The 25081-nt window shown below is 66.0% G+C and carries 26 protein-coding genes; 11 read left to right on the top strand and 15 right to left on the bottom strand.

Annotation, left to right across the window (positions count from 1 at the left end; genetic code table 11):
* The first annotated feature begins 2 nt into the window (after positions 1 to 2).
* The gene (locus WCE05_RS05125) at positions 3 to 617 is read left to right on the top strand and encodes a TetR/AcrR family transcriptional regulator (protein ID WP_225788837.1); all 615 of its coding nucleotides are present in this window, start codon (positions 3 to 5) and stop codon (positions 615 to 617) included.
* Positions 618 to 833: 216 nt separating this feature from the next.
* On the opposite strand, the gene WCE05_RS05130 is transcribed toward WCE05_RS05125, so the two are convergent.
* The 3 genes from WCE05_RS05130 to WCE05_RS05140 form a co-directional block, all read right to left on the bottom strand.
* Positions 834 to 1580, bottom strand: coding sequence for a phasin family protein (locus WCE05_RS05130; RefSeq protein ID WP_368815534.1), 747 nt, complete (start codon positions 1578 to 1580; stop codon positions 834 to 836).
* Between the two features lie 10 nt (positions 1581 to 1590).
* Positions 1591 to 2013 (bottom strand): phasin family protein, encoded by a 423-nt coding sequence (locus tag WCE05_RS05135; protein WP_225788835.1) that lies wholly within the window; start codon positions 2011 to 2013, stop codon positions 1591 to 1593.
* A gap of 186 nt (positions 2014 to 2199) precedes the next feature.
* Entirely contained in the window at positions 2200 to 2475 is a 276-nt protein-coding gene (locus tag WCE05_RS05140; RefSeq protein ID WP_225788834.1) for a polyhydroxyalkanoic acid system family protein, read from the bottom strand.
* Between the two features lie 124 nt (positions 2476 to 2599).
* Between WCE05_RS05140 and ubiE the strand changes: the two genes are divergently transcribed.
* The 10 genes from ubiE to WCE05_RS05190 all read left to right on the top strand — a co-directional run bounded on the left by ubiE (position 2600) and on the right by WCE05_RS05190 (position 10705).
* Positions 2600 to 3370 carry a bifunctional demethylmenaquinone methyltransferase/2-methoxy-6-polyprenyl-1,4-benzoquinol methylase UbiE gene (ubiE, locus tag WCE05_RS05145; protein WP_225788833.1) on the top strand — a complete coding sequence of 257 codons (771 nt, stop codon included), beginning with the start codon at positions 2600 to 2602 and terminating at the stop codon, positions 3368 to 3370.
* The gene (locus tag WCE05_RS05150) at positions 3370 to 3993 is read left to right on the top strand and encodes an SCP2 domain-containing protein (RefSeq protein ID WP_225788832.1); all 624 of its coding nucleotides are present in this window, start codon (positions 3370 to 3372) and stop codon (positions 3991 to 3993) included. The genes ubiE and WCE05_RS05150 overlap by 1 nt, the downstream gene beginning before the upstream one ends.
* On the top strand, positions 3990 to 5600 hold the full coding sequence (ubiB, locus tag WCE05_RS05155; RefSeq protein WP_225788831.1) for a ubiquinone biosynthesis regulatory protein kinase UbiB: 1611 nt from the start codon (positions 3990 to 3992) through the stop codon (positions 5598 to 5600). The genes WCE05_RS05150 and ubiB overlap by 4 nt, the downstream gene beginning before the upstream one ends.
* A gap of 73 nt (positions 5601 to 5673) precedes the next feature.
* The gene (gene hisI, locus WCE05_RS05160) at positions 5674 to 6066 is read left to right on the top strand and encodes a phosphoribosyl-AMP cyclohydrolase (RefSeq protein WP_225788830.1); all 393 of its coding nucleotides are present in this window, start codon (positions 5674 to 5676) and stop codon (positions 6064 to 6066) included.
* 1 nt (position 6067) lies between these two features.
* On the top strand, positions 6068 to 6403 hold the full coding sequence (locus tag WCE05_RS05165) for a phosphoribosyl-ATP diphosphatase (protein ID WP_225788829.1): 336 nt from the start codon (positions 6068 to 6070) through the stop codon (positions 6401 to 6403).
* A 125-nt stretch (positions 6404 to 6528) separates the two neighbouring features.
* The gene (locus WCE05_RS05170; protein ID WP_225788828.1) at positions 6529 to 6807 is read left to right on the top strand and encodes a twin-arginine translocase TatA/TatE family subunit; all 279 of its coding nucleotides are present in this window, start codon (positions 6529 to 6531) and stop codon (positions 6805 to 6807) included.
* Between the two features lie 3 nt (positions 6808 to 6810).
* Entirely contained in the window at positions 6811 to 7197 is a 387-nt protein-coding gene (gene tatB / locus WCE05_RS05175) for a Sec-independent protein translocase protein TatB (RefSeq protein ID WP_368815535.1), read from the top strand.
* Positions 7194 to 7985, top strand: coding sequence for a twin-arginine translocase subunit TatC (gene tatC / locus WCE05_RS05180; protein WP_253081633.1), 792 nt, complete (start codon positions 7194 to 7196; stop codon positions 7983 to 7985). Before tatB ends, tatC begins: the two co-directional genes overlap by 4 nt.
* Positions 7982 to 8689, top strand: a complete 708-nt coding sequence (locus tag WCE05_RS05185) for a 16S rRNA (uracil(1498)-N(3))-methyltransferase (protein ID WP_225790893.1) — start codon at positions 7982 to 7984, stop codon at positions 8687 to 8689. Before tatC ends, WCE05_RS05185 begins: the two co-directional genes overlap by 4 nt.
* A gap of 99 nt (positions 8690 to 8788) precedes the next feature.
* On the top strand, positions 8789 to 10705 hold the full coding sequence (locus tag WCE05_RS05190) for a methyl-accepting chemotaxis protein (RefSeq protein ID WP_368815536.1): 1917 nt from the start codon (positions 8789 to 8791) through the stop codon (positions 10703 to 10705).
* A gap of 93 nt (positions 10706 to 10798) precedes the next feature.
* Here WCE05_RS05190 and WCE05_RS05195 read toward each other — a convergent pair whose 3' ends face one another.
* The 12 genes from WCE05_RS05195 to WCE05_RS05250 all read right to left on the bottom strand — a co-directional run.
* Complete coding sequence (locus WCE05_RS05195) at positions 10799 to 11533, bottom strand: amino acid ABC transporter ATP-binding protein (RefSeq protein ID WP_225790897.1); 735 nt, start codon at positions 11531 to 11533, stop codon at positions 10799 to 10801.
* Positions 11526 to 12488, bottom strand: a complete 963-nt coding sequence (locus WCE05_RS05200; RefSeq protein WP_225790891.1) for an amino acid ABC transporter permease — start codon at positions 12486 to 12488, stop codon at positions 11526 to 11528. The genes WCE05_RS05195 and WCE05_RS05200 overlap by 8 nt, the downstream gene beginning before the upstream one ends.
* A gap of 110 nt (positions 12489 to 12598) precedes the next feature.
* Positions 12599 to 13396, bottom strand: coding sequence for a transporter substrate-binding domain-containing protein (locus WCE05_RS05205; RefSeq protein WP_225790896.1), 798 nt, complete (start codon positions 13394 to 13396; stop codon positions 12599 to 12601).
* A gap of 245 nt (positions 13397 to 13641) precedes the next feature.
* On the bottom strand, positions 13642 to 16215 hold the full coding sequence (mdoH, locus tag WCE05_RS05210; protein WP_225790890.1) for a glucans biosynthesis glucosyltransferase MdoH: 2574 nt from the start codon (positions 16213 to 16215) through the stop codon (positions 13642 to 13644).
* Complete coding sequence (locus WCE05_RS05215; RefSeq protein WP_368815537.1) at positions 16208 to 17929, bottom strand: glucan biosynthesis protein; 1722 nt, start codon at positions 17927 to 17929, stop codon at positions 16208 to 16210. Before WCE05_RS05215 ends, mdoH begins: the two co-directional genes overlap by 8 nt.
* Positions 17930 to 18190: 261 nt before the next feature.
* The gene (gene dtd / locus WCE05_RS05220; RefSeq protein WP_368815538.1) at positions 18191 to 18628 is read right to left on the bottom strand and encodes a D-aminoacyl-tRNA deacylase; all 438 of its coding nucleotides are present in this window, start codon (positions 18626 to 18628) and stop codon (positions 18191 to 18193) included.
* A complete protein-coding gene (gene pip / locus WCE05_RS05225) occupies positions 18625 to 19596 on the bottom strand; it encodes a prolyl aminopeptidase (RefSeq protein ID WP_253102787.1) in 972 nt (323 codons plus the stop codon). The genes dtd and pip overlap by 4 nt, the downstream gene beginning before the upstream one ends.
* Before the next feature lie 145 nt (positions 19597 to 19741).
* Positions 19742 to 20545 carry an N-formylglutamate deformylase gene (hutG, locus tag WCE05_RS05230; RefSeq protein WP_225790886.1) on the bottom strand — a complete coding sequence of 268 codons (804 nt, stop codon included), beginning with the start codon at positions 20543 to 20545 and terminating at the stop codon, positions 19742 to 19744.
* 10 nt (positions 20546 to 20555) lie between these two features.
* On the bottom strand, positions 20556 to 21761 hold the full coding sequence (hutI, locus tag WCE05_RS05235) for an imidazolonepropionase (RefSeq protein WP_225790885.1): 1206 nt from the start codon (positions 21759 to 21761) through the stop codon (positions 20556 to 20558).
* Positions 21762 to 21776: 15 nt separating this feature from the next.
* On the bottom strand, positions 21777 to 23177 hold the full coding sequence (locus tag WCE05_RS05240) for an amino acid permease (protein WP_225790884.1): 1401 nt from the start codon (positions 23175 to 23177) through the stop codon (positions 21777 to 21779).
* Positions 23178 to 23327: 150 nt separating this feature from the next.
* Positions 23328 to 24860 carry a histidine ammonia-lyase gene (gene hutH / locus WCE05_RS05245; RefSeq protein ID WP_225790883.1) on the bottom strand — a complete coding sequence of 511 codons (1533 nt, stop codon included), beginning with the start codon at positions 24858 to 24860 and terminating at the stop codon, positions 23328 to 23330.
* Positions 24861 to 24947: 87 nt separating this feature from the next.
* On the bottom strand, positions 24948 to 25081 hold a 134-nt coding region (locus WCE05_RS05250), incomplete at its 5' end, for a hypothetical protein (RefSeq protein ID WP_368815539.1).

Consider the following 25081-nt stretch of genomic DNA (forward strand, 5'->3'; position numbering starts at 1 on the left):
CGATGAAAACCCGCGACCGTATCCTCGAGTGCGCCCTGCAGTTGTTCAACCGGCAGGGCGAGCCCAACGTCTCGACCCTGGAGATCGCCAACGAACTGGGCATCAGCCCAGGCAACCTGTACTACCACTTCCACGGCAAGGAGCCGCTGGTGCTGGGGCTGTTCGAGCGTTTCGAGGAAGCGCTGGTGCCCCTGCTCGACCCGCCCCTGGACGTGCGCCTGGATGCCGAGGACTACTGGCTGTTCCTGCACCTGATCGTCGAGCGCATGGCCCAGTACCGTTTCCTGTTCCAGGACTTGTCGAACCTGACCGGCCGCCTGCCGAAGCTGGCCCGTGGCATGCGCAGCCTGATCAACGCCCTCAAGCGCACCCTCGCCGCCCTGCTGGCCAGCCTCAAGGCCCAGGGGCTGGTGACCAGCGGGACCCAGGCGCTGGGGCAACTGGTTGAGCAGATCACCCTGACCTTGATGTTTTCCCTGGATTACCAGCGGGTGCTGGGGCGCGAGGGGGATGTGGGGATCGTGGTGTACCAGGTGATGATGCTGGTGGCACCGCACCTGCAAGGGCCGGCGCAGAAGGCGGCGGAGCAATTGGCGGAGAAGTATCTGGAGGGGTAGGCCGTTGGGCCTGCGGTGGCTGGGCTGGCACCCTGGTGCTGGTCAGTCATTTGGGGTCGCTTCGCGCCCCATTGTCGGCAAGCCGCCCCCCACAGGGTCCGACTCGACCGCGAATGATGCGGTTTGCAGGATCATGTGGGAGCCGGCTTGCCGACAATGGGGCGCGAAGCGCGCCCTTGCCATACACCGGTGCTCGCGAAGACGGCGACGCGGTCATCAGCCTTGGTTGGCTGGGCTCACCGGTGCCGACGGGGTATTGCTGACCGGGGCCGGCGTCGCGGCCGGGGTCGCGCTGGCAGCCGGTGCCGCAGTCTTGGTCGCCGCCGGCTTGGCCGGTGCCTTTTTCACCGTAGGCTTCTTCGCCGCTGCCGGTTTCGCGGCTGCAGCCTTGGCAGCAGGCTTGGCCGCCGCGGTCTTCGCGGCAGGTTTTGCCGCCGGCTTGGCCGCCTTGCTGGCCGGTTTCGCCGCAGCCGTCTTCGTCGCAGGTTTAGCTGCCTTGGCCAGAGGCTTGGCGGCGCTCTTGCCGGCAGCGGCCTTCTTGGCCGAAACCGGGGTCACCGAAGCGCCGGTCAGCTTCTCGATCTGCTTGGTCAGGGTGTCGACCTGCTGGTGCAAGGCCTTGATCTCGTTGCGGCTAGGCACCCCCAGGCGCGAGATGGCGCTGTTCAGGCGCTTGTCGAACGCCTCCTCCAGCTCGCTCCACTTGCCCAGTGCGCGCTCCTTCACGTCGGAGACCCGCGACGAAGTCGCGGACTTGGCGCTGTCCTTGGCCGAGTCGACATTCTTCTTGGCCTGCTTCTCGGCCTTCTCGCCATCCTTGACCAACGACTCGAACAGCTTGGGGCCGTCCTGGTCGATCTTGGAGTAGATACCCAGGCCAGCCAGCCAGATCTTGCGGGAATACTTCTCGATCCCGCCGACCCAGGAACTGCCTTCTTTCTCGGTGCTCTTCTTGCCAGCCATCCTGCTCTCCTTATTGTTTGTGCGCGACACGCTCGAGCAACTCGGTCAGCTGTTCGAGCTTGATGGACAACGCGTCAACGTCATGTTTAGACGGAATGCCGAGGCGATTCAAGGCGCGGGCGACCCGCGTATCGAAAGCCTTTTCGATCTTGTCCAGTTGAACCTCGACCCGGCCTCTGACGCGGCTCACTTGCGCGCCCGCTTCGTCGATCTGGTTGTTGGCCGCATCGAGCTGTTGGTCGATGTGCTTCTTGCCGCGTTTCTCGACGCCTTCGCCGGCCTTGACCAGCTCCTTGAAGTACTCCGAACCTTCCTGGCCGACGCGGGCATAGGCGCCCAGGCCCGCCAGCCAGATCCTGCGCGCGTAGCCGCGCACCTCGCCCAGGGTATTGCCCGGGGCATCGTCCTTTTTCTTCAGGTTCACTTTGGCCATGCGCTGCACCTCATGCTCGTAAAGGGAGGGAGAAACGGCCCCGGGATCGAGGGCTTGAGCACAAGGTAGGGGGAAAAATTAGAATCCTCACCCTAAGAGCAGCTACAAAGCGGCAAGAAGAAACGGATGGTGCACGCCTTGCTTTTATCTTGCAGCTTGCGGCTGGTCGCTGGTAGCCCGCCCGGGTCAGGCCAGGGCCTTGTCCAGCGCGCGCTCGATCTCGCCCTTGATGGTGCCGCCGAGCATCGACAGCATCATGCCCAGCTTGAGTTCGACACGGATGCTGTCTTCGCCGATATGCACGCTGCCATTGGCACCACTGCGCGACACGTCGACGCGGTCGCCGTTCCAGGTGGCCTTGAGGTCGTATTCGCGGCTGAGCCTTTCCACCAGCGCCTCGGCCTTGGCCCGGGCGGCTTCGCGGCCGAGGGAGTGTTTGCGTTCAACGCTGATCTGGGTCATGCGGGCGGTCCTGGATATGAAGACAATGAACGCATTATGCCCGCGCCCGCCCCACGACACACCCCGCCAAGACAAATCCGCCCGTTGCCCCTAGAATGGCCGTAATTTTTTTCGGTGAAGCGATATGAACGACCAGCGCAAAGGCGAACCCGCCGAACCCACCACCCACTTCGGCTACCAGGACGTGCCCGAGAGCCAGAAGGCGAAGAAAGTCGCCGAGGTCTTCCACTCCGTGGCCGCCAAGTACGACCTGATGAACGACGTCCTCTCCGGTGGCATGCACCGGTTGTGGAAGCGCTTCACCATCGAACTGTCCGGCGTGCGCAGCGGCAACCGGGTGCTGGACATCGCCGGCGGTACCGGTGACCTGGCCGCCAAGTTCTCGCGCCTGGTCGGCCCGACCGGCCAGGTGGTGCTGGCCGATATCAACGAATCGATGCTCAAGGTCGGCCGCGACCGCCTGCTCGACCGTGGCGTGGCCGGCAACATCGAGTTCGTCCAGGCCGACGCCGAGAAGCTGCCGTTCCCCGACAACCACTTCGACTGCGTGACCATCGCCTTCGGCCTGCGCAACGTCACCCACAAGGAAGATGCCCTGCGCTCGATGCTGCGCGTACTCAAGCCGGGCGGGCGCCTGCTGGTGCTGGAATTCTCCAAGCCGACCAACAAGCTGATGTCGCGCGCCTACGACGCCTACTCGTTCGCCTTCATGCCGCTGGCCGGCAAGCTGATCACCAACGACGCCGACAGCTACCGCTACCTGGCCGAGTCGATCCGCATGCACCCCGACCAGGAAACCCTCAAGGCCATGATGGTCGAGGCCGGCTTCGACCGCGTCACCTACCACAACATGACCAGCGGCATCGTCGCCGTGCACCGGGGGATCAAGCCCTGATGCTCCTGGCCGGCCTGCTCGCCAGCGTCGAGCACGGGCTCAACCGTGTCCTGCGCATGGACAGCACGGCGCTGCCGCGCCTGGCTGCGCTCGAGGGCAAGGTGATCGCCATCGACTGCCAGCAACCGGCCCTGCAGCTGTTCATCCTGCCCGACGCCGAAGGCCTGATGCTCGCCGCCCACTGGGAAGGCGAGGTCGACTGCAGCCTGCGCGCCCCCGCCGGCCGCCTGGCCCAGCTGGCCTTGGCCAGGGACAAGAACGCCGTGCTGCACAGCCCGCAGGTCGAGTTGCATGGCGATAGCGCCGTGCTGCTGGACCTGGTCGGCGTGCTGCAGGACCTGGAGCTGGACTGGGAATACGAGCTGTCGCGCTGGCTGGGCCCGGTGGCCACCTCGCTGCTCGCCGGCCACCTGCGCCTGCGCGCCCGCTGGACCCGCCAGGGCCTGGCACGCTTCTCCCAGAACCTCTCCGAGTACCTGGCGGAGGAATCCCGTACCCTGGTCGGCCAGCGCGAAGCCGAAGCGGCCTTCAGCGAGCTCGATGCGCTGAAGGTCGACACTGAACGCCTCGAGGCGCGCCTGCGCCGTCTCGCCCGATCCCTTGATACCAGCGATAACGCATGAAGCTGCTCGCCGTCCGCCGTCTGTTGCGCATCCAGCGCGTCGTGATCCGCTACCGCCTCGATGACCTGCTGTTCGACCTGCCCCTGCCCTGGTGGCTGATGAGCCTGCGTCTGCTGCTGCCCTGGCGCTGGCTGCCACGCAAGCCCTCCGAGCTCAGCCGCGGCGCGCGCCTGCGCCTGGCCCTGCAGGACCTGGGGCCGATCTTCATCAAGTTCGGCCAGTTGCTGTCCACCCGCCGCGACCTGCTACCCACCGACATCGCCGATGAGCTGATGCTGCTGCAGGACCGCGTACCACCATTCGACCCCCAGCACGCCGTCGCCCTGATCGAGGAGCAGCTCGGCGCCAAGGTCGGCGAGGTGTTCAGCCGCTTCGACGTCGAGCCCCTGGCCTCGGCCTCGGTGGCCCAGGTGCATGCCGCGCGCCTCAAGAGCGGCGAGGAAGTGGTGGTCAAGGTGGTGCGCCCGGGCCTCAAGCCGGTGATCGCCCAGGACCTGGCCTGGCTGTTCCTGATCGCCAAGGGCGCCGAGCGGGTGTCTGCCGATGCCCGCCGACTGCACCCGGTGGAGGTGGTCAGCGACTATGAGAAGACCATCTACGACGAGCTCGACCTGCTGCGTGAGGCGGCCAACGCCAGCCAACTGCGGCGCAACTTCGAAGGCTCCGAGCTGATGTACGTGCCCCAGGTGTACTGGGACTGGTGCCGACCCAAGGTGCTGGTGATGGAGCGTATCTACGGCGTACCGGTCACCGACCTGGCGACCCTGGCCGACCAGCGCACCGACATGAAGATGCTCGCCGAGCGCGGCGTGGAGATTTTCTTCACCCAGGTGTTCCGCGACAGCTTCTTCCATGCCGACATGCACCCGGGCAACATCTTCGTCAGCACGGTCAAGCCCTGGAGCCCGCAGTACATCGCCATCGACTGCGGTATCGTCGGCAGCCTCACGTCCGAGGACCAGGATTACCTGGCGCGCAACCTGATCGCCTTCTTCAAGCGCGACTACCGTCGCGTCGCCCAGTTGCACATCGATTCAGGCTGGGTGCCGGCGCAGACCAAGGTCAACGAGTTCGAGGCGGCGATCCGCACGGTGTGCGAGCCGATCTTCGAGAAGCCGCTCAAGGACATCTCCTTCGGCCAGGTGCTGATGCGCCTGTTCCAGACCGCGCGGCGCTTCAACATGGAGGTCCAGCCGCAGCTGGTGCTGCTGCAGAAGACCCTGCTCAACATCGAAGGCCTGGGCCGCCAGCTGTATCCCGACCTGGATCTGTGGAGCACCGCCAAGCCGTACCTGGAGCGCTGGATGCGCGAGCGCATGAGCCCCAAAGCGGTGTTCGGCAACCTGCAGAGCCAGGTGGAGCAACTGCCGCACCTGGCCGACATGACCCGCGACTTGCTCGAGCGCCTGTCGCAACCGCACCTGCACGACCCGCAACTGCCGGAGCGGCGCCGCCAGGGCGACCGCTGGGCGCTGCGCCTGCTCGGTGCCGGCCTGCTCGCTGGCGGCGCCACGCTCGCCGCCGGAGCCGTCAGCCTCAGCGCACCGAGCGCCTGGCCGGCCTGGCTGATGCTGGCCGCGGGCCTGTACCTGATCGTACGCCGATAGCCAGCCGCGCTGCCGGCTGGCACACTAGCGCAAAGGGCCCGGTACGGGAGCGGGCCTGGTTTTGGAGTCGACGATGAAAGACTGGCTGGACGAGATCAAGTGGAACAGCGATGGCCTGGTACCGGCGATCGCCCAGGATCACAAGACCGGGCGCGTGCTGATGATGGCCTGGATGAACCGCGAGTCCCTGGCCCTCACCGCCGCCGAGCAACGCGCCATCTACTGGTCGCGTTCGCGTGGCAAACTGTGGCGCAAGGGCGAGGAATCGGGCCATGTGCAGAAACTGCACGAAATGCGCCTGGACTGCGATGCCGACGTGATCATCCTGATGGTCGAGCAACTGGGCCATATCGCCTGCCATACCGGCCGCGAGAGCTGCTTCTACCGCGTCTTCGAAGACGGCCAGTGGAAAATCGTCGACCCGGTCCTCAAGGACCCGGATGCCATCTACAGCGCAGGACACTGACATGAGCGACACCCTCAACCGCCTCGCCGAGGTATTGGAAGAGCGCAAGCAAGCGGCGCCCGACAGCTCCTATGTGGCCAGCCTGTACCACAAGGGGCTGAACAAGATCCTGGAGAAGCTCGGCGAAGAGTCCGTCGAGACCATCATCGCCGCCAAGGACGCCGCCGTCAGCAAGGATTGCAGCGATGTCATCTATGAAACCGCCGACCTGTGGTTCCATAGCCTGGTCATGCTCAGTGCGCTGGGGCAGCATCCACAGGCAGTGCTCGACGAACTGGAACGTCGCTTCGGGCTTTCCGGGCATGATGAAAAGGCCGCGCGCCAGCCTTCTGCCTGACGGTATCCTGGGGGTGTTGAACGCCCCCTTCACGACGCAAGGCCACTCCTACAGGGGGCTGCGTCGTACAGAGGGCCTCGTGGGAGCAGCCCCGAAGGTCCACCGACATTTTTCAGGAGTACGAAATGGGTATCTTTGACTGGAAACACTGGGTTGTCCTGCTGATCGTCGTGGTCCTGGTGTTCGGCACCAAGAAACTGAAGAACCTCGGCAGCGACCTGGGTGAGTCGATCAAAGGCTTTCGCAAGGCCATGAACGAAGAAGAGCACAAGCCGGCTGAGCAGGCTCCGCCCCCCGTGCAGCCCACCCAACAGGCGCAGCAGCAAAACAGCGCGCCGCTGAACCCGCCGCACACCATCGAAGGCCAGGCCCAGCCGGCCCAAGAACCGCAGCGGAAAGACTGACTCATGTTCGGCATCAGCTTCGGCGAGTTGCTGCTCGTCGGCCTGGTCGCCCTGCTGGTGCTCGGCCCCGAGCGCCTGCCTGGCGCCGCACGCACTGCAGGCCTGTGGATCGGCCGGCTCAAGCGCAGCTTCAACAGCATCAAGATGGAAGTCGAGCGTGAGATCGGTGCCGACGAGATCCGCCGCCAGTTGCACAACGAGCACATCCTGTCGATGGAACAGGAAGCCCGGCGCATCCTCGACCCGCAAACGCCGCCCGCGCAACCGGCCAGCCCTCCGGCAAGCGGCGACACCCAGGCCGCCCCCGTGGCGGATGCCGCCCCCGACACCCGCACGCCCGCGGCCCCGACCGCGCCCCCTGAGCCGCCCCAACCGCCACGAGCCCCATGAGCGATAGACCGGAAACCGACCAGCCGATGCCGCTGGTCTCGCACCTGACCGAACTGCGCACCCGCCTGCTGCGCTGCGTTGCCGCCGTGTTCCTGATCTTCGCTGGGCTGTTCGCCTTCGCCCAGCAGATCTACACCTTGGTCTCGGCGCCGCTGCGCGCGCACCTGCCGGCCAATGCGACGATGATCGCCACCGACGTGGCCTCGCCGTTCCTGACGCCGTTCAAGCTGACCATGATCGTCTCGCTGTTCCTGGCCATCCCGTTCATCCTCCAGCAGATCTGGGGCTTCATCGCGCCGGGGCTGTATCGCCACGAGAAACGCATCGCCATTCCGCTGCTGGTGTCGAGCATCCTCCTGTTCTACGCCGGCATGGCCTTCGCCTATTTCCTGGTATTCCCACTGATCTTCGGTTTCTTCGCCAGTGCCACGCCTGAAGGCGTGGCGATGATGACGGACATCTCCAGCTACCTGGACTTCGTCATGACGCTGTTCTTCGCCTTCGGCGTCGCCTTCGAGATCCCGGTGGCGGTGGTGCTGCTGGTATGGATCGGCGTGGTCGAGGTGCAGTACCTGAAGAAGATCCGCCCCTACGTGATCATCGGCTGTTTCGTCGTCGGCATGGTCCTGACCCCACCGGACATCTTCTCCCAGACCCTGCTGGCCGTGCCCATGTGGATGCTGTTCGAGATCGGGATACTGTTCGGCAGCCTGATCCGCAAGCGCAGCCGGGCGCCTGAAACGGCATCGGACGACCCCAACGACCAACCACCAGCGACCCAGCCGTGAACCTGCTGCTACTCGAGGAAGCCGACTTCGTCGCGGCCGACCGTGTGATCCTGGCCGACCGCCGCTTCACTCACATGCAGGAAATCCACCGGGTCGCGGTGGGCGATACCCTGCGTGTCGGGCGCATCGACGGGCCGATGGGCAAGGCCACGGTGCTGCGCCTGGAGGGCCACGAGGCCGAGCTGCAGGTCGTCTGCGACCAGCCACCGCCCGCCAAGCTGCCCCTGACCCTGGTCCTGGCCGTGCCGCGCCCGAAAATGCTGCGCCGCCTGTTCCAGACCGTCGCCACCCTGGGCGTGCCACGGCTGATCCTGGTCAACAGCTACAAGGTGGAAAAGAGCTTCTGGCAGACGCCCTTCCTCGCCCCCGCGGCGATCCGCGAAAACCTCATCCTCGGCCTGGAACAGGCCCGCGACACGGTGCTGCCCGAGGTCATCGTCGAGAAGCGCTTCAAGCCGTTCGTCGAGGACCGCCTGCCGTCCATCGCCGCCGGCACCCTTGGCCTGGTCGGCCACCCTGGCCCCTACCCGGCCTGCCCACGTGCCGTGGAAGGGCCAGTGACCTTGGCCATCGGCCCCGAGGGCGGCTGGATCCCCTATGAAGTCGATCTGCTGGGCAAGGCCGGCCTGTCGCCGGTGCAACTCGGTGATCGCATCCTGCGTGTGGAAACCGCCGTGACCGCCCTGCTTTCGCGAATTTTCTGACACTCTCATCAGACCAATCGCCCATTAAGTTTCCTCGCTACAGGCCGATGGTCTAGGCAATACAACAACAGTTGCTGCCGAGTTGCCGGGGAGTCGAACATGCATGGTGGGTTTGCCCAGTTCCTGGGAAATATGAGTGTCAATCGCAAATTGGGCCTCGGCTTCGGGCTGGTGCTGATGCTGACCCTGGCCATTACCCTGACGGGTTGGCTTGGCCTGGACAGCGTCATCGACCGTGGCGACAAGCTGGGCAACATCTCGCTGATCCACGAGAGCACCCAGGATCTGCGCATTGCCCGGCAGCAGTACGATCGCAACCGCGACCCGGCGTCCGCGACAGAGCTGGAGAAGATCCTCGATCGCCTCGAGCAGCAGGTGCAAGCCATGCTGGGGCAGATCGAGCACCCCGCCGACCAGCAGCGCCTGCAGCAGCAGCGGGAGGCCGTGCGCCAGTATCGCCAGGCCTTCTCCGAGTTCAGGCAGGCCGACCAGCGCCGCAATGCCAGCCGCGACGTGCTGGGCGACAGCGCCGACCGGGCGGCCGAGCTGATCGACAAGGTCCAGCAGCGCCTGCTGCAGACCGGCGATATCAGCCAATACCATGAAGCCGTGAAGGTCGCCGCGCAGCTCCAACAGGCGCGCTTCCAGGTACGCGGCTACACCTACAGTGGCCGGGCACAATTCCAGCAGACCGCGCTCGAGGCCATCGACCAGGCCATGCCTGTGCTCAAGACGCTGCCCGACAAGGTGGCTGGCGAGCATGCCAGCAGCCTGCAGGAAGCCGCCAGCGCCCTGGCCGCCTACCGCGATGCGGTGGTCCAGGTCGGCAATGCCCAGGCCGCCAGCGAGCAGGCCCTGCAGCGCATGGCCGAGGAGGGCACGGTGTTGCTGGACACCAGCCAGGCCATGACCGTTTCGCAAACCGAAGTGCGCGATCAGGGCACCCGCCAGGCCAAGCGCACCCTGGCCGGCGCCACGGCCCTGGCGGTACTGCTGGGGGTGTTGGCGGCCTGGGCCATCACCCGGCAGATCATCGTACCGCTGCGCCAGACCCTGGCAGCCGCCGAGCGCGTGGCCAACGGCGACCTGAGCCAGGACCTGCTGGTGGCGCGCCGCGACGAGCTGGGCCAGCTGCAGGCCAGCATGCAGCGCATGACCCAAGGCCTGCGCGAGCTGATCGGTGGCATCAGCGACGGCGTCACGCAGATCGCCAGCGCTGCCGAGGAGCTTTCCGCAGTCACCGAGCAGACCAGCGCCGGGGTCAACAACCAGAAGGTCGAGACCGACCAGGTGGCCACCGCCATGAACCAGATGGCCGCCACCGTCCACGAGGTGGCGCGCAACGCCGAGCAGGCCTCGGAAGCGGCGGTGATGGCCGACCAGCAGGCGCGGGAAGGCGACCGGGTGGTCGCCGAGGCCATCGCCCAGATCGAGCGCCTGGCCGGCGAGGTGGTCAACTCCAGCGAGGCCATGAACCAGCTCAAGGCCGAGAGCGACAAGATCGGCAGCGTGCTCGACGTGATCAAGGCGGTGGCCCAGCAGACCAACCTGCTGGCCCTCAACGCCGCCATCGAGGCGGCCCGGGCCGGCGAGGCTGGCCGCGGCTTCGCCGTGGTCGCCGACGAAGTGCGCAGCCTGGCCCAGCGCACCCAGCAGTCGACCGAGGAAATCGAGGAGTTGATCGCCGGCCTGCAGAACGGCACCCAGCATGTCGCCAGCGTCATGGACAACAGCCGGGCACTGACCGACAGCAGCGTCGACCTGACCCGCCGCGCGGGTGGCTCGCTGGAGACCATCACCCGCACCGTGTCGTCGATCCAGGCGATGAACCAGCAGATCGCCACGGCAGCGGAGCAGCAAAGCGCCGTGGCCGAGGAGATCAACCGCAGCGTGATGAACGTACGGGATATCTCCGACCAGACCTCGGCCGCCAGCGAAGAGACCGCCAGCTCCAGCGTCGAATTGGCCCGCCTGGGCACTCACCTGCAGGGGCTGGTGGGGCGTTTCCGGCTCTGATAGCTACAAGCTGCAAGAAAGAGCAGAGCGGTGATGGCAGTTCCATCCTCGTTCGGCTTGTTCTTGCAGCTTGTAGCTTGCAGCCCGGGGTAGTCAGAGGACCTGGCGCAGGAAGGCCTGGGCGCGTAGGTCCTTCGGGGCGGCGAAGAATTGCTGGGGTGGGGAGTCCTCCAGCAGCTTGCCATGGTCGAAGAACAGCACGCGGTCGGCCACCTCACGGGCAAAACCCATCTCGTGGGTCACGCAGACCATGGTCATGCCTTCCTGGGCCAGGGTCTTCATGACATCCAGCACCTCGCCGACCATTTCCGGGTCGAGCGCCGAGGTGGGCTCGTCGAACAGCATGACCTTCGGGTCCATCGCCAGGGCACGGGCGATAGCCACCCGCTGCTGCTGGCCGCCAGAGAGGCGCGATGGATACTCGTTGGCCTTCTGGCCGATACCCACCTTTTCCAGCAGAGCCTTGGCCTTGGCCTCGCGCTCGGCCTTGCTGCGCTTGCGCACCACCTTCTGCGCCAGGCACAGGTTCTCCAGCACGGTCATGTGCGGGAACAGGTTGAAATGCTGGAACACCATGCCGACTTCGCGGCGATAGGCGTTGATGTCGGTCTTCGGGTCGTCCAGCGGCAGGCCGTCGATGGACACATGGCCCTCGTCGAAGTGCTCCAGGCCATTGAGGCAGCGCAGGAAGGTCGACTTGCCCGAACCCGAAGGGCCGAGCACCACCACCACCTCGCCCTTGGCCACGCAGGTGGTGACGTTGTCCACCGCGCGCACCACCTGGCCACGGGTGTCGAAGACTTTTACCAGGTCACGGACTTCAATCACTTTGCGCAAGCCTCCGCTCGAGCCGGCTGGCGAGGTGCGACAGCGGCAGGTTGATCAGCAGGTACAGACCTGCCACGCAGAACCAGATCTCGAAGGTCGAGAACGACGTGGTGATGGCCTCGCGACCGCTCTTGGTCAGCTCGGTGATGGCGATCACCGACACCAGCGAGGTGTCCTTGACCAGGCTGATGAACTGCCCGGCCAACGGCGGCAGCACGCGCTTGAAGGCCTGGGGCAGGATCACGTGGCGCATCGACTGGCCGGCGTTCAGGCCCAGCGAGCGAGCCGCCTCGTTCTGGCCCTTGGCGATCGACTGCACGCCGGCGCGGACGATCTCGGCCACGTAGGCGCCGGTGAACAGCGCCAGCGCCGCCACCCCGGCGAACTCGCGGGACAGGTTGAGCACGGTGCCGATGAAGAAGTAGAAGATGAAGATCTGCACCAGCAGCGGCGTGCCGCGCACCAGTTCGACATACACCGTGGACAGGTCACGCAGGGTCGGGTTGTTCGACAGCCGGCACAGGCCTGCGAACAGGCCGATCACCAGGCCCAGGGCGCCGGAGACCACCGAGATCCACAGCGTGGTCCACAGCCCCCAGGCCAGCGGGCCGGCGGCCCAGTGGCGGGTCACGCCAACCTGGTCACCCTCGGAGACATCGTCGCCGCGGCTCAGTTGCAAGCTGTCCTTGGCCACATCGAGCACCTGCTCGTCGCCGTTTTCGTCCTTCAGCGTGACACGTGCGCTGTCACCGGAAACGACGATGTCCTGCACGGTACCGTAGCCAGCGGCACGCTGCGCTTCCTCGGCCTTGTAGACGAAGTACTGCGGTACGCGGTTCCACCGCCACTCGTAGGAGATCATCGAAGTGGCCAGGTACAGGCTGAACGCCAAGCCCACCAGGACCAGGGCGGTCAGTGCATGCCAGGGCCACTGGGCTTTCTTGTGTTTGATCACGTGGATACTTCCCATTAAGCGGCAAGCCGCAAGCTACAAGCGGCAAGAAAAAGCGGGCCGTGCACCGATCCGCTTCTTCTTGCCGCCTGCAGCTTGCGGCTTGAAGCTGCTTATTCCATTTCCTTCAGCCAGTCCTTGTTCTTGAACCACTTGTCGTGGATACGATCGTAGGTCCCGTCATGCTTGATCTGGTGCAGGAAGTTGTTGATGAAGTTGAGGCTGTCGTAGTCGCCCTTCTTCAGGCCGAACGCCAGCGGCTCGTAGGTGAAGGGCTCGTCCAGGAACAGCAGCTTGCCGGCACCGGCCTTCTCCACCGCGACCACGTTGTACGGCGCGTCGTAGACGAAGGCATCGGCCTTGCCGTTGACCACGTCCATCACCGCTTCCTGCTCGTTGTCGTAGCCGTGGTACTTGGCCTTGCTGATCAGCTTCTTGGCCACCATCTCGCCGGTGGTGCCGAGCTTGGAGGTGATGCGGTACTTCTCGTTGTTCAGGTCCTTGTACGACTTGATCTCGCCCGCCAGTTCCTTACGGATCAGCAGGGTCTGGCCGACGACGATGAAGGGCTCGCTGAAGTTCAGGCGCAGGTTGCGCTCCTGGGTCAGGGTCATGCCGCTGCCGATCATGTCGAACTTGTTGGTCAGCAGGGCCGGGATGATGCCGTCATAGGCGGTGGAAACGGTCTCCAGCTTGACGCCCATGGACTTGGCCATGGCCTTGAGGATATCGACCTCGAAACCGATGATCTCGCCGCGCTTGTTGGTCATCTGGAACGGCATGTAGGTCGGGTCCATGCCGACCCGCAGGCTGCCACGCTTGACCGCATCGTCGATGGCGCCCGCTTGGGCGGCCGAGACCGCGACCAGCGCGGTGACACCCACCAGCAGTCGCGACAGGTATTTCTTCATCATCACCAGGTCCCCTAGCAAAGAAATTGCGAATTTTATTGTTGGTACGGCCGTACCGGCCGCAGCGGAATATCGGAGACGGATGCTAACGCATGGTGGCCCTGGGACCTAGAGCCGAGGGGGACTTTGTTGGCCAAAATCCATACAGGCACGCATATTGGGGAGCCCTAATCGCCGGCAAGCCAGCTCCCATTCCGTGGAGCCGGCTTGCCAGCGATTGGGCCGCAAGGCGGCCACGGCGGTTCTCAGGCCCCCACCAGCGAAGGCCTTACCTCGTTCTCAGGATGCAACGGCAGCAATGGCGAGTGCGGATCGTTGGCGATGGAGCTGCGCCAGACATCGATCCACGCCGCGTTGTGCTCGGCCCAAACCCGCTCGTGCAGGCGCGAGAGGGCCACCGGGTCGCTCAGCAATGCCAGGCGGGTGTTGCCGTCCAGCCCGTCGGGGCCGGCCTCCAGCGCCTTGGCGATGCGCTCGGCACGCAGCGCCTCGATCGGTGCGGCCTGGCCGTGGCGGGCGGTGCCCATGGCGCAGGCCAGGGCGTTCTGCCGTGGGTCGACCACGGCCCGGACGAAACCGTCGTGCAGGGCGTGCCAGCGGTTCTCGTGGGTGTACTGGTCGGTGGCCAGCAGCTCCTGCGGCGTGGCGTACTCCTCGGGGATGAGGAACAGCTTCTCGTCCTTGGCGCTAAGGCCCAAGCGCACGCGGCTGGAAATCACCGAGACCGGGATCGACAGCACCAGGGAGCCGACGATCGGCGCCAGCCACCACAGGAAGCTCGGGTTGAGCCAGGCCACCAGCGCCGCCCAGGCGATGCCCAGCAACGTCTGCGGGCCGTGGCGGCGTACCGCCTCGCTCCAAGGGGTGGAGTCGTCGTCACGCTGCGGCGAGTTCCAGGTCGCCGCCCAACCGAGGAACGCCGCCAGGACGAAACGGGTGTGGAAGATCATCCGTACCGGCGCCAGCAACATGGAGAACAGCATCTCGGCCAGCATCGACAAGGTGACCTTGATGCGCCCGCCGAACTCGGTGGCGCCCTTGGCCCAGATCAGGATGACGCTGAGCAGTTTGGGCAGGAACAGCAACACGATGGTGGTGGAGAACAGGGCGATAGCCTTCTCCGGGTGCCACTGCGGCCACAGCGGGTAGAGCTGGAACGGCTCGATGAAGTATTGCGGCTCCATCAGCGTATTGGTCGCCAGCAGTGCGGTCGACAGCACCAGGAAGAAGAACCACAGCGGTGCCGACAGGTACGACATCACCCCGGTGAGGAACACCGCGCGGTGCACCGGGTGCATGCCCTTGACCAGGAACAGGCGGAAGTTCATCAGGTTGCCATGGCACCAGCGGCGGTCGCGCTTGAGTTCGTCGAGCAGGTTCGGCGGCAGCTCCTCGTAGCTGCCCGGCAGGTCGTAGGCGATCCATACGCCCCAGCCGGCACGGCGCATCAGCGCGGCCTCGACGAAGTCGTGGGACAGGATCGCCCCGGCGAAGGCACCCTTGCCCGGCAGGGGTGCCAGGGCACAGTGCTCGATGAACGGCTTCATGCGGATGATCGCGTTGTGGCCCCAGTAGTGCGACTCGCCCAACTGCCAGAAATGCAGGCCAGCGGTGAACAGCGGGCCGTAGACGCGGGTGGCGAACTGCTGGATGCGCGCATAGAGGGTGTCCATGCCCGAGGCCTTGGGCGCGGTCTGGATGATGCCCGCATCCGGGTTGGCCTCCATCAGGCGCACCAGGCTGGTCAGGCACTCGCCGCTCATCACGCTGTCGGCGTCGAGCACGACCATGTACTTGTACTCGCCGCCCCAGCGCCGGCAGAAGTCGTCCAGGTTGCCGCTCTTGCGCTTGACCCGGCGACGGCGGCGGCGATAGAAGATGCGGCCGAAGCCCTTGGCCTCGCGGCACACCTCCAGCCAGGCCTGCTGCTCGGCGACGGCGATGTCGGTGTCGTTGGTGTCGCTGAGCACGAAGAAGTCGAAGCGATCCAGGTCACCGGTGGCGGCCACCGACTCGAAGGTCGCGCGCAGGCCGGCGAAGACCCGTGGCACGTCTTCGTTGCAGATGGGCATGACGATGGCCGTACGCGCATCCGCCGCGATCGGCTCGCTGCCGGCACCGCTGCCGGAGATACGGTATTTGTCGCGGCCGGTGAGCAGCTCGAGAAAGCCCATCAGCGCGGTCCAGAAGCCCGCCGACACCCAGCAGAACAGGATGCCGAAGAGGATCAGGATGGAGGTCTGCAAGGCATAGGGCCAGACCTGCACCACGGTGTCCCACAGCGACTGGGCGAGGATCTCGTCGAGGTCGACGAACGACCAGCCCTGGTACGGCAGGATACCCTTCATGTACCAGCCGGCGACCAGGGTCTGGCCGATCATCAGCAGCAACAGGATGTAGCGGCGCAGCGAGCCGACCCGGCGCCAGCGCGCAGGCGGCAGTTCGCGCTTGGGCGGCTGCGGGGCGTTGCTGCGGCCGGTCAGGCGACGCCACAGGCGCACCAGGATATTGGTGCGCCAGGGCTCGGGAAGCACCCGGGTACGCTTGATCGGCGGTGCGATCTTCAGGCACAGCCGGCCGTTGCCATCGACGCCGAGCATCTCGGCGTCCTCCAGCTCGGCGGCGCTACCCACGGTCAGGCGTGGGCCGATCGAGGCCTGCACGGCCTCGTCGGGGCTGGCGGCCGGATGGGCCGCCAGGCGTTGGTGCAACTCGCTGAACGAGGCGCAGCTGGCGAGTTCCGCGCGCTGCTCGTCGCTCAGGGGGAGATGGGCCAGGTATTCGCCAAGCGATTCTGGCCTTGCGCTTGAGTTACTCATCGGCAGGCAACTGATAGCTCCAGGTCTCGGTCAGCACCTTCTCGGTGGTGGCCGGGGCCCCGTTGGTGGGCGCCGCATCGGCGGCAGGTTGTTCAGCCTCGCGGGCCTTCTCGGCCTTGACGGGCTTGGCGACGGCCTTGTCCTGCTTGCTGGCCTTGGCTGGCTTGGGCGCCTCGACCGGCACGTCGCGCACCAGCGCGGCACGCATTTCGGTGGACTTGCCCGGGTCCTTGACCTTCAACCGCAGGGTCAGGCGCCAGCCCTTGGTCTCGGGGTTGTAGCGCAGGTTGTTCTCCACCACCTCGGCGTTGTCGCCGACGCTGACCTGGCTGCGCAGCGCGGTGTCCTCCGCCAGGGCCGCCAGCGCCGGGCCCTGGAAGTCGACCAGGAAGGCCACGCTGCCATCGGGCTGGCGGATCAGGTTGGACTGCTTGACGTCGCCGGTAGAGCGCATGGTCTGCTTGACCGACCCCAGGTCCGGTGCCTGGAAGCGGGCCTCGTCGATGGTCCAGTGCAGGCGGTAGTCGTACTCGAACGGCTTGCCCGGCTCAGGCAGCTTCTCCGGGCTCCAGAAGGCGACGATGTTGTCGTTGGTCTCGTCGGCGGTGGGGATCTCGACCAGGTCGACGGTGCCCTTGCCCCAGTCGCCACGCGGCTCGATCCAGGCGCTCGGGCGCTTCTGGTAGTTGTCGTCGAGGTCTTCGTAGTGGCTGAAGTCACGCTGGCGCTGCATCAGGCCGAACCCACGCGGGTTCTCCACGGTGAAGCTGCTCACGGCCAGGTGCTTGGGGTTGTTCAGCGGGCGCCACAGCCATTCGCCGTTGCCGGCATGGATCGACAGGCCTTCGGAGTCGTGCAGGGCCGGGCGGTAGTTCATGACTTTCGACGGCTGGTTGGGGCCGAACAGGAACATGCTGGTCAGCGGGGCGACACCCAGGCGGCTGACAGGCTCACGCAGGAACACGCGCGACTTGACGTCGACGATGGTGTCGCTGCCCGGGCGCAGGATCAGCTTGTACGCGCCGGTGGAACGCGGCGAATCGAGCAGCGCGTAGATCACCAGGTGCTTGTCGTTGGGCTTGGGTTTCTCGACCCAGAACTCGGTGAAGCGCGGGAACTCCTCGCCCGACGGCAATGCGGTGTCGATGGCCAGGCCACGGGCCGACAGGCCATAGACGTGGCCCTTGCCGACCACGCGGAAATAGCTGGCGCCGAGCAGGGTCATGATCTCGTCCTGCTTGTCCGCCTTGTTGATCGGGTAGAGCACGCGGAAACCGGCATAGCCCAGGTGCTTGGTGGTTTCCGGGTCATGCGGGACGTCGCCGAACTCGAAGCGGCTCGGGTCGTACTTGATCTCCTGGACCGTGGTGGCGGTGACTTCGTTGATCTTCACCGGCGTGTCGAAATGCATGCCCTGGTGATAGAAGGACAGCTTGAACGGCGTCTTGTCCTTGGCCCACTCGGCCTTTTCCTGGATGAAGCGGATCTTCTGGTAGTCCGCGAACTTCATGTCGCGGAAGACCTCCGGCAGGTTGCTCTTCGGTGTTTCGTACTTCTGGCCGGCCAGATCCTTTGCCTTGGCTGCAACATCGTCAAGATTGAATGCCCAGAGTTGGCCAGCGCTCATCAGGCCGACCAGCGCCACGCCAGCCGCCAGGGCCTTGCGCAGCCGATTGCCGGGAATTCTTGGTGCATTACAGGGACTTACAATCACGAGCAACCCTCGCCGAAAACAGATCATGAAACCAACGGCCAGCGACAAATGCCGGGTTGGCGAGCACTGTTCGGACCCCGTACGGGCGCAATGATTCCCCAAACGGATCCAGACAATGCTCGAGTCAAGGTGAAACGAGCCCACGAACGGGGCTCTCGCAGCGCGCGATTATCCAGCAGGCCGCGTTACAACGCATCAGGCTGAACACACTATTTATCGTATGAACCCCCTGGATTCATGTAGCCACAGGGTTCTTTAAGCTCACATTTGCAACATTAATGTTACAGGGCCATCATTGACCAGATGCACCTGCATGTCAGCGCCGAAACGACCGCTGGCGACATCGCCATGGGCCGCCTTGGCCTGCGCCAGCAGGTAGTCGAACAGCTCGGCGCCGAGGGCCGGTGGCGCGGCGGTGGAAAAGCTCGGGCGCATGCCGTTGCGGGTGTCGGCGGCCAGGGTGAACTGGGACACCAGCAGCAGGCCGCCGCCGATATCCTTGAGCGACAGGTTCATCTTGCCCTGGGCATCGCTGAATACTCGGTAGTTGAGCAGTTTGTGCAGCAGTTTTTCGGCGTGCTCGCGGGTGTCCTCGGGCTCGACCGCCACCAGCACCAGCAGGCCCTGGTCGATGGCACCGACCACCTCCCCCGCCACTTCGACCCGCGCACCGCGGACGCGTTGCAGCAGCCCTTTCATGCTTCTTCCAGGGGCAGGTCGAGCAGGCGCCGGGCCATCTGGTCGGCGGCACGTACCAGGGCGTCGGTGATGCCCGGCTCGGACGCGGCATGACCGGCATCGCGGATCACCTTCAGCTCGCTGTTCGGCCAGGCCTGGTGCAGCTCCCAGGCGTTGTCCAGCGGACAGATCACGTCGTAGCGGCCATGCACGATCACCGCCGGCAGGTGGGCGATCTTCGGCATGTCGCGGATCAGCTGGTCTGGCTCCAGGAACGCGTTGTTCATGAAGTAGTGGCACTCGATACGGGCGATCGACAGCGCCCGCTGCGGCTCGGAGAAACGATCGACCACCAGCGGGTTGGGGCGCAAGGTCGCAGTGCGCCCTTCCCAGGTCGACCAGGCCTTGGCCGCGTGCATCTGGGCGATCTGGTCGTTGCCGGTGAGGCGCTTGTGGAAGGCCTTGACCAGGTCGTCGCGCTCGTGCGCCGGGATCGGTGCGATGTAGTCCTGCCAGTAGTCGGGGAACAGGCGGCTGGCGCCTTCCTGGTAGAACCATTGGATCTCCTGGGGACGGCACAGGAAGATGCCGCGCAGGATCAGGCCATGGACCCGCTCGGGGTGGGTCTGGGCGTAGGCCAGGGCGAGGGTGGAGCCCCAGGAGCCGCCGAATAGCACCCATTTGTCGATCCCCAGGTGCTTGCGGATACGCTCCAAGTCCTCGACCAGGTGCCAGGTGGTGTTGTTCTCCAGGCTGGCGTGGGGGGTGGAGCGTCCGCAGCCGCGCTGGTCGAAGGTGATGATGCGGTACAGGTTGGGATCGAAGTAGCAGCGGCTCTGGGCATCGCAGCCGGCGCCCGGGCCACCGTGGATGAACACCACCGGCAGACCCTCCGGCGAACCGCTTTCGTCGACATACAGCACATGCGGCGCTTCCACGGCCAGATCGTGCCGGGCGTAGGGTTTGATCTGCGGGTACAAGGTCTGCATTGCGCACTCCGTGTGAGGATTTAGTCTGCCGTTGGGCATCATAAACCTGAATTGCGCTTTGAGCATGTGTCGTGGTGAATCAGCAGGGTTTTGCGCCGGTCTCACCGTCCCCTTCGCGGGCAAGCCCGCGAAAAGGACCGACAGATCAGCGCCCGTAGCGCTCCCTGCCCCAGGCCAGCACCGTCTCCAGCAACCGCCGTAGCACCACCTGGGTCGGCTGGGCCAGGTCATGGCGGTAGGTGAACGGCTCGACCTCTTCCATGTAGGTGCTCTGCGCCAGTTCCAACTGCACGGCGTGGATGTCGTTGGCCGGGTCGCCGTAGTGACGGGTGATGTGTCCGCCCTTGAAACGCCCGTTGAGCACATGGCTGTAGCCCGGCGCTTCGGCGCAGACCGCTTGCAGGCGCTCGGCCAGGGCCGGGTCGCAACTGGCGCCGTTGAAGGTGCCGAGGTTGAAGTCCGGCAGCTTGCCGTCGAACAGGTGGGGAACGTGCGAACGAATCGAGTGGGCGTCCCACAGCAGCGCATAGCCGTGGATCTCGCGCAGGCGTGCCAACTCACGGCGGAGGGTGTCGTGGTAGGGGCGCCAGACCTGTTCCAGGTAGGCCTTGCGCTCGTCGGCGGACGGCTCGAGACCTGCCTTGAACAGCGGCTCGCCATCGAACAGCGTCGCCGGGTACAGGCCCGTGGTGGCACCGGCGTACAGCGGCTTGTCGTCGTCCGGGCGGTTGAGGTCGATGACGAAACGCGAATAGTGCGCCGCCACCACGCTGGCCCCCAGTTCCTGGGCGAAATCGTACAACTGCGGGATGTGCCAGTCGGTGTCGGGCAGGCTGCGCGCCTGCTCGACCAGGCCGTCGCGCACCGCAGGGGTCAGGTCGAGCCCGGCATGCGGCATGCTGACCAGCAGCGGCAGTTGGCCCTGGTGAAAACTCAGTACCTTGTCCATGTCGCCTCGCTCAATTGGATATCTCATGGCCCAGGCGCACCACGCGCTTGGGCAGGTCACCGCCGAGCCAGTAGGCCAGGTCGGCGGGGCGCTCGATCTGCCAGGCGACGAAGTCCGCCACCTTGCCCACCTCCAGCGAACCATGGCTGTCGCCCAGGCCCAGTGCCATGGCGGCATGCAGGGTGACGCCGGCCAGGGCTTGCTCCGGGGTCATGCGGAACAAGGTGCAGCCCATGTTCAGCATCAGCCGTAGCGACAAGGCCGGCGAGGTGCCGGGGTTGAGGTCGCTGGCCAGGGCGATCTTCACGCCGTGGCGACGCAGGGCATCCATCGGCGGCAACTGGGTCTCGCGCAGGAAATAGAAGGCGCCGGGCAGCAGCACGGCGACGGTGCCGGCCGCAGCCATGGCGATGGCATCCTCCTCGGTCATGAACTCCAGGTGGTCGGCCGACAGCGCCTGGTAGCGCGCCGCGAGGCTCGAGCCATGCAGCGACGACAACTGCTCGGCGTGCAGCTTGACCGGCAGGCCCAGCTCCCGCGCCTTGATGAACACTCGCTCGACCTGCGCCGGCGAGAACGCCAGGTGCTCGCAGAAGGCGTCCACCGCGTCCACCAGGCCTTCCCCGGCCAGGGCCGGGAGCATCTCGTCGCAGATATGCGCGATGTAGTCGTCGGCCCGCCCGGCATACTCCGGCGGCAGGGCATGGGCAGCCAGACAGGTGCTGCGCACCGTCAACGGCAGCTCCTCGCCCAGGCGCCGGGCGACCTTCAGCATCTTGCGCTCGTTGGCCAGGTCCAGGCCGTAGCCGGACTTGACCTCGATCGTCGTGACGCCATCGCGCATCAACGCCTGGACCCGCTGGCGGGCACTGGCCAGCAGCTCGTCCTCGCTGGCCGCGCGGGTGGCCCGCACGGTGCTGGCGATGCCGCCGCCCTGGGCGGCGATCTCGGCGTAGCTGACACCCTGCAGGCGCTGCTCGAACTCACCGCTGCGGTTGCCGCCGAACACCGCGTGGGTGTGGCAGTCGATCAGCCCCGGGGTGACCCAGGCACCGCCCAGGTCCACCGTGCGGTCGGCCTCGACCACAGGGCGATCGTCGCGCGGGCCGATCCACTCGACCAGGCCAGCGCTGGTGATGATCGCCGCGTCCTCGATGATCGAGTAGCGGCCCTGGGCCAGGGTCGCCACATGACAATGCTGCCAGAGGGTTCTCATAAAAGGTCTCCGTGTCTAGCGGTGCAGCTCGGCCGGCTCGCGCACCGGTTCGCCCTGCCCGGCCCGCGGCTTGCACCAGAGCAGGTAGGAGGCGACCAGGAACACCACCCAGAGCACGCCGACGATCAGCGCCGCCTGGGTGTCCGGGAAGTAGCCGAGCACGCCAAAGATGAACAACATGAAAACGATGGCCATGGCCGGCCCGTACGGCCAGAACGGTACCGGGAACTTCAACTGCGCCACCTGCTCGCGGCTCATGCTGCGGCGCATGGCCACTTGGGTCACCAGGATCATGAGCCATACCCATACGGTCGCGAAGGTGGCGATCGAGGCGATCAGCAGGAACACGTTCTCCGGGATCAGGTAGTTGAGCACCACGCCCAGCAGCAGCGCCGCGCCCATGACCAACACGGTCAGCCACGGCACGCCATGCCGGGAGACCTGGGCGAAACCGCGTGGCGCATGGCCTTGCTGGGCCAGGCCGTACATCATGCGGCCAGCGCCGAAGATGTCGCTGTTGATGGCCGACACCGCCGCCGAGATCACCACGACGTTCAGCAAGGCCGCCGCCGAGCCGATCCCCAGGTGGCTGAAGATCTGCACGAACGGGCTGCCCTGGCTGCCGATCTGCGGCCAGGGGTACAGGCACATCAGCACGAACAGGGTGAGGATGTAGAACAGCAGGATACGCAGCGGCACGGCATTGATGGCCTTGGGGATGACCCGCTGCGGGTCCTTGGCCTCACCGGCGGTGATGCCGATGATCTCGATGCCGCCGAAGGCGAACATGACCACGGCGAAGGAAGCGACCAGGCCGGCGATGCCATTGGGCATGAAGCCGCCATGGGCCACCAGGTTACTCAGGCCGATAGCGTTGTCGGCACCCACTTGGCCGAGGCCGAAGGCCATGATGCCCAGCCCGGCGAGGATCATCGCGACGATGGCGCCGACCTTGAGCAGCGACAGCCAGAACTCCATCTCGCCGAACACCTTGACGTTGCACAGGTTCAGCCCGCCGATCAGGAAGACGATGCCCAGCACCCAGATCCAGCGGGGCACCTCGGGAAACCAGAAGCCCATGTAGATGCCGAAGGCGGTGACGTCGGCGATGCAGACGATGATCATCTCGAAGGCGTAGGTCCAGCCCAGGACGAACCCGGCCATGGGCCCCAGGTAGGTGCTGGCGTACTGGCCGAAGGAGCCGGAGACCGGGTTGTGCACGGCCATCTCACCGAGGGCGCGCATGACCATGAACACGGCCGCGCCACCGATCAGGTAGGCCAGCAGCACGGCGGGGCCGGCCATCTGGATGGCCGAGGCGGAGCCGTAGAACAGCCCGGTGCCGATGGCCGAACCCAGGGCCATGAAGCGGATGTGGCGGGCATTGAGCCCGCGCTTGAGACCTTCTTGTTGCATATCGCGTCCTTATTCTTGTTCTGGTCCTGAAGCGAAGGGGCCGCTTCGCGCCCCATCGCCGGCAAGCCGGCGCCCACAGGTATCGCGCCGACCTTGGGAGCGGCGCCAGCCCTGGGGGAGCCGGCTTGCCGGCGATGAGGCACCGCAGAGCTAGAGGCTCGGCAATACGCCCGCTGGCAGCAGCCCGGTCAGGCAGCCCTTGGCCAGCAGCGCGGCGGCCGCTTCGATGTCCGGGGCGAAGAAACGGTCGCGGTCGTAGTGCGGCACTTCGCGGCGCAGGGCCTGGCGCGCCTGCTCCAGCTTGGTCGAGGTCTTCAGGCCTTCGCGCAGGTCCAGGCCCTGGCAGGCACCCAGCCATTCGATGGCGAGCACCCCACGGGTGTTCTCGGCCATCTCCCAGAGGCGCTTGCCGGCGGCCGGGGCCATGGACACGTGGTCTTCCTGGTTGGCCGAGGTCGGCAGGCTGTCGACGCTGTGCGGGTGCGACAGGGCCTTGTTCTCGCTGGCCAGGGCGGCAGCGGTGACCTGGGCGATCATGAAGCCGGAGTTGACCCCGCCGTTTTCCACCAGGAACGGCGGCAGCTGGGACATGTGCTTGTCCATCATCAGCGAAATGCGGCGCTCGCTCAGGGCACCGATCTCGGCGATGGCCAGGGCGATGTTGTCGGCAGCCATGGCCACCGGTTCGGCGTGGAAGTTGCCACCGGAGATCACGTCGCCTTCGGCGGCGAACACCAGCGGGTTGTCCGACACCGCGTTGGACTCGATCGCCAGCACTTCGGCAGCCTGGCGCAGCTGGGTCAGGCAGGCGCCCATGACCTGGGGCTGGCAGCGCAGGGAGTACGGGTCCTGCACCTTGCCGCAGTTCTCGTGGGACCGGGACACTTCGCTGCTGTCGCCCAACAGGTCGCGGAAACACGCGGCGGTGTCGATCTGACCGCGCTGGCCGCGCACTTCATGGACGCGCGCATCGAACGGCGAGCGCGAGCCGAGCGCCGCTTCCACGGTCAGGCCACCGCAGGCGATGGCCGCGGCGAACAGGTCTTCGGCCTGGAACAGGCCGCGCAGGGCGTAGGCGGTGGACGCCTGGGTGCCATTGAGCAGGGCCAGGCCCTCCTTGGCGGCCAGGGTCAGCGGCTCCAGGCCGGCGACCGCCAGGGCCTCGCTGGCCGGCAGCCACTGGCCCTTGTAGCGGGCCTTGCCTTCGCCGAGCAGGACCAGCGACATGTGCGCCAGCGGCGCCAGGTCGCCGGAGGCGCCAACCGAGCCCTTGAGCGGGATGTGCGGATAGACCTCGGCGTTGACCAGGGCGATCAGCGCATCGATGACCTTGCGACGGATGCCGGAGAAACCACGGCTGAGGCTGTTGATCTTCAGGACCATGATCAGCCGCACCAGGTCGTCGTCCAGCGGGGCACCGATGCCGGCGGCGTGGGACAGCACCAGGGAACGCTGCAGGTTCTCCAGGTCGTGGCTGGCGATGCGGGTCGAGGCCAGCAGGCCGAAACCGGTGTTGATGCCGTAGGCGGTACGGTCCTCGGCGATGATGCGCTCGACGCAGGCGACGCTGGCGTCGATGGCCTGGCCGGCGCTGGCGTCCAGTTGCAGGCGCACCGGCGCTGCATGGATGGCGCGCAGTTGCGCCAGGGTCAGGGTGCCGGGCTTGAGGGTCAGTTCGGTCACTTCGCTACTCCAATTCGCAGGGGGCCCGCAGGCCCCTTCTTGTTATTCAGTATCAACGTAATTCGGCGACAACCCAAAGAACGTCGATCAGCCCGTGATCATCGGCAGGTCCAGGCCCTGCTCCTTGGCGCAGTCGATAGCGATCTGATAGCCGGCGTCGGCGTGGCGCATCACGCCGGTGCCCGGGTCGTTGGTCAGCACGCGCGCGATACGCGCCGCCG

The organism is Pseudomonas sp. I2 (genome assembly GCF_040984075.1).
GTDB lineage: Bacteria > Pseudomonadota > Gammaproteobacteria > Pseudomonadales > Pseudomonadaceae > Aquipseudomonas > Aquipseudomonas guariconensis_B.

What these genes read in the sequence shown, in the direction of transcription:
- WCE05_RS05125 (WP_225788837.1), top strand. Translation starts at nt 3, where the DNA reads ATGAAAACCCGCGACCGTATCCTCGAGTGCGCCCTGCAGTTGTTCAAC.
- WCE05_RS05130 (WP_368815534.1), bottom strand. Translation starts at nt 1,580, where the DNA reads ATGGCTGGCAAGAAGAGCACCGAGAAAGAAGGCAGTTCCTGGGTCGGC.
- WCE05_RS05135 (WP_225788835.1), bottom strand. Translation starts at nt 2,013, where the DNA reads ATGGCCAAAGTGAACCTGAAGAAAAAGGACGATGCCCCGGGCAATACC.
- WCE05_RS05140 (WP_225788834.1), bottom strand. Translation starts at nt 2,475, where the DNA reads ATGACCCAGATCAGCGTTGAACGCAAACACTCCCTCGGCCGCGAAGCC.
- ubiE (WP_225788833.1), top strand. Translation starts at nt 2,600, where the DNA reads ATGAACGACCAGCGCAAAGGCGAACCCGCCGAACCCACCACCCACTTC.
- WCE05_RS05150 (WP_225788832.1), top strand. Translation starts at nt 3,370, where the DNA reads ATGCTCCTGGCCGGCCTGCTCGCCAGCGTCGAGCACGGGCTCAACCGT.
- ubiB (WP_225788831.1), top strand. Translation starts at nt 3,990, where the DNA reads ATGAAGCTGCTCGCCGTCCGCCGTCTGTTGCGCATCCAGCGCGTCGTG.
- hisI (WP_225788830.1), top strand. Translation starts at nt 5,674, where the DNA reads ATGAAAGACTGGCTGGACGAGATCAAGTGGAACAGCGATGGCCTGGTA.
- WCE05_RS05165 (WP_225788829.1), top strand. Translation starts at nt 6,068, where the DNA reads ATGAGCGACACCCTCAACCGCCTCGCCGAGGTATTGGAAGAGCGCAAG.
- WCE05_RS05170 (WP_225788828.1), top strand. Translation starts at nt 6,529, where the DNA reads ATGGGTATCTTTGACTGGAAACACTGGGTTGTCCTGCTGATCGTCGTG.
- tatB (WP_368815535.1), top strand. Translation starts at nt 6,811, where the DNA reads ATGTTCGGCATCAGCTTCGGCGAGTTGCTGCTCGTCGGCCTGGTCGCC.
- tatC (WP_253081633.1), top strand. Translation starts at nt 7,194, where the DNA reads ATGAGCGATAGACCGGAAACCGACCAGCCGATGCCGCTGGTCTCGCAC.
- WCE05_RS05190 (WP_368815536.1), top strand. Translation starts at nt 8,789, where the DNA reads ATGCATGGTGGGTTTGCCCAGTTCCTGGGAAATATGAGTGTCAATCGC.
- WCE05_RS05205 (WP_225790896.1), bottom strand. Translation starts at nt 13,396, where the DNA reads ATGAAGAAATACCTGTCGCGACTGCTGGTGGGTGTCACCGCGCTGGTC.
- mdoH (WP_225790890.1), bottom strand. Translation starts at nt 16,215, where the DNA reads ATGAGTAACTCAAGCGCAAGGCCAGAATCGCTTGGCGAATACCTGGCC.
- dtd (WP_368815538.1), bottom strand. Translation starts at nt 18,628, where the DNA reads ATGAAAGGGCTGCTGCAACGCGTCCGCGGTGCGCGGGTCGAAGTGGCG.
- pip (WP_253102787.1), bottom strand. Translation starts at nt 19,596, where the DNA reads ATGCAGACCTTGTACCCGCAGATCAAACCCTACGCCCGGCACGATCTG.
- hutG (WP_225790886.1), bottom strand. Translation starts at nt 20,545, where the DNA reads ATGGACAAGGTACTGAGTTTTCACCAGGGCCAACTGCCGCTGCTGGTC.
- hutI (WP_225790885.1), bottom strand. Translation starts at nt 21,761, where the DNA reads ATGAGAACCCTCTGGCAGCATTGTCATGTGGCGACCCTGGCCCAGGGC.
- WCE05_RS05240 (WP_225790884.1), bottom strand. Translation starts at nt 23,177, where the DNA reads ATGCAACAAGAAGGTCTCAAGCGCGGGCTCAATGCCCGCCACATCCGC.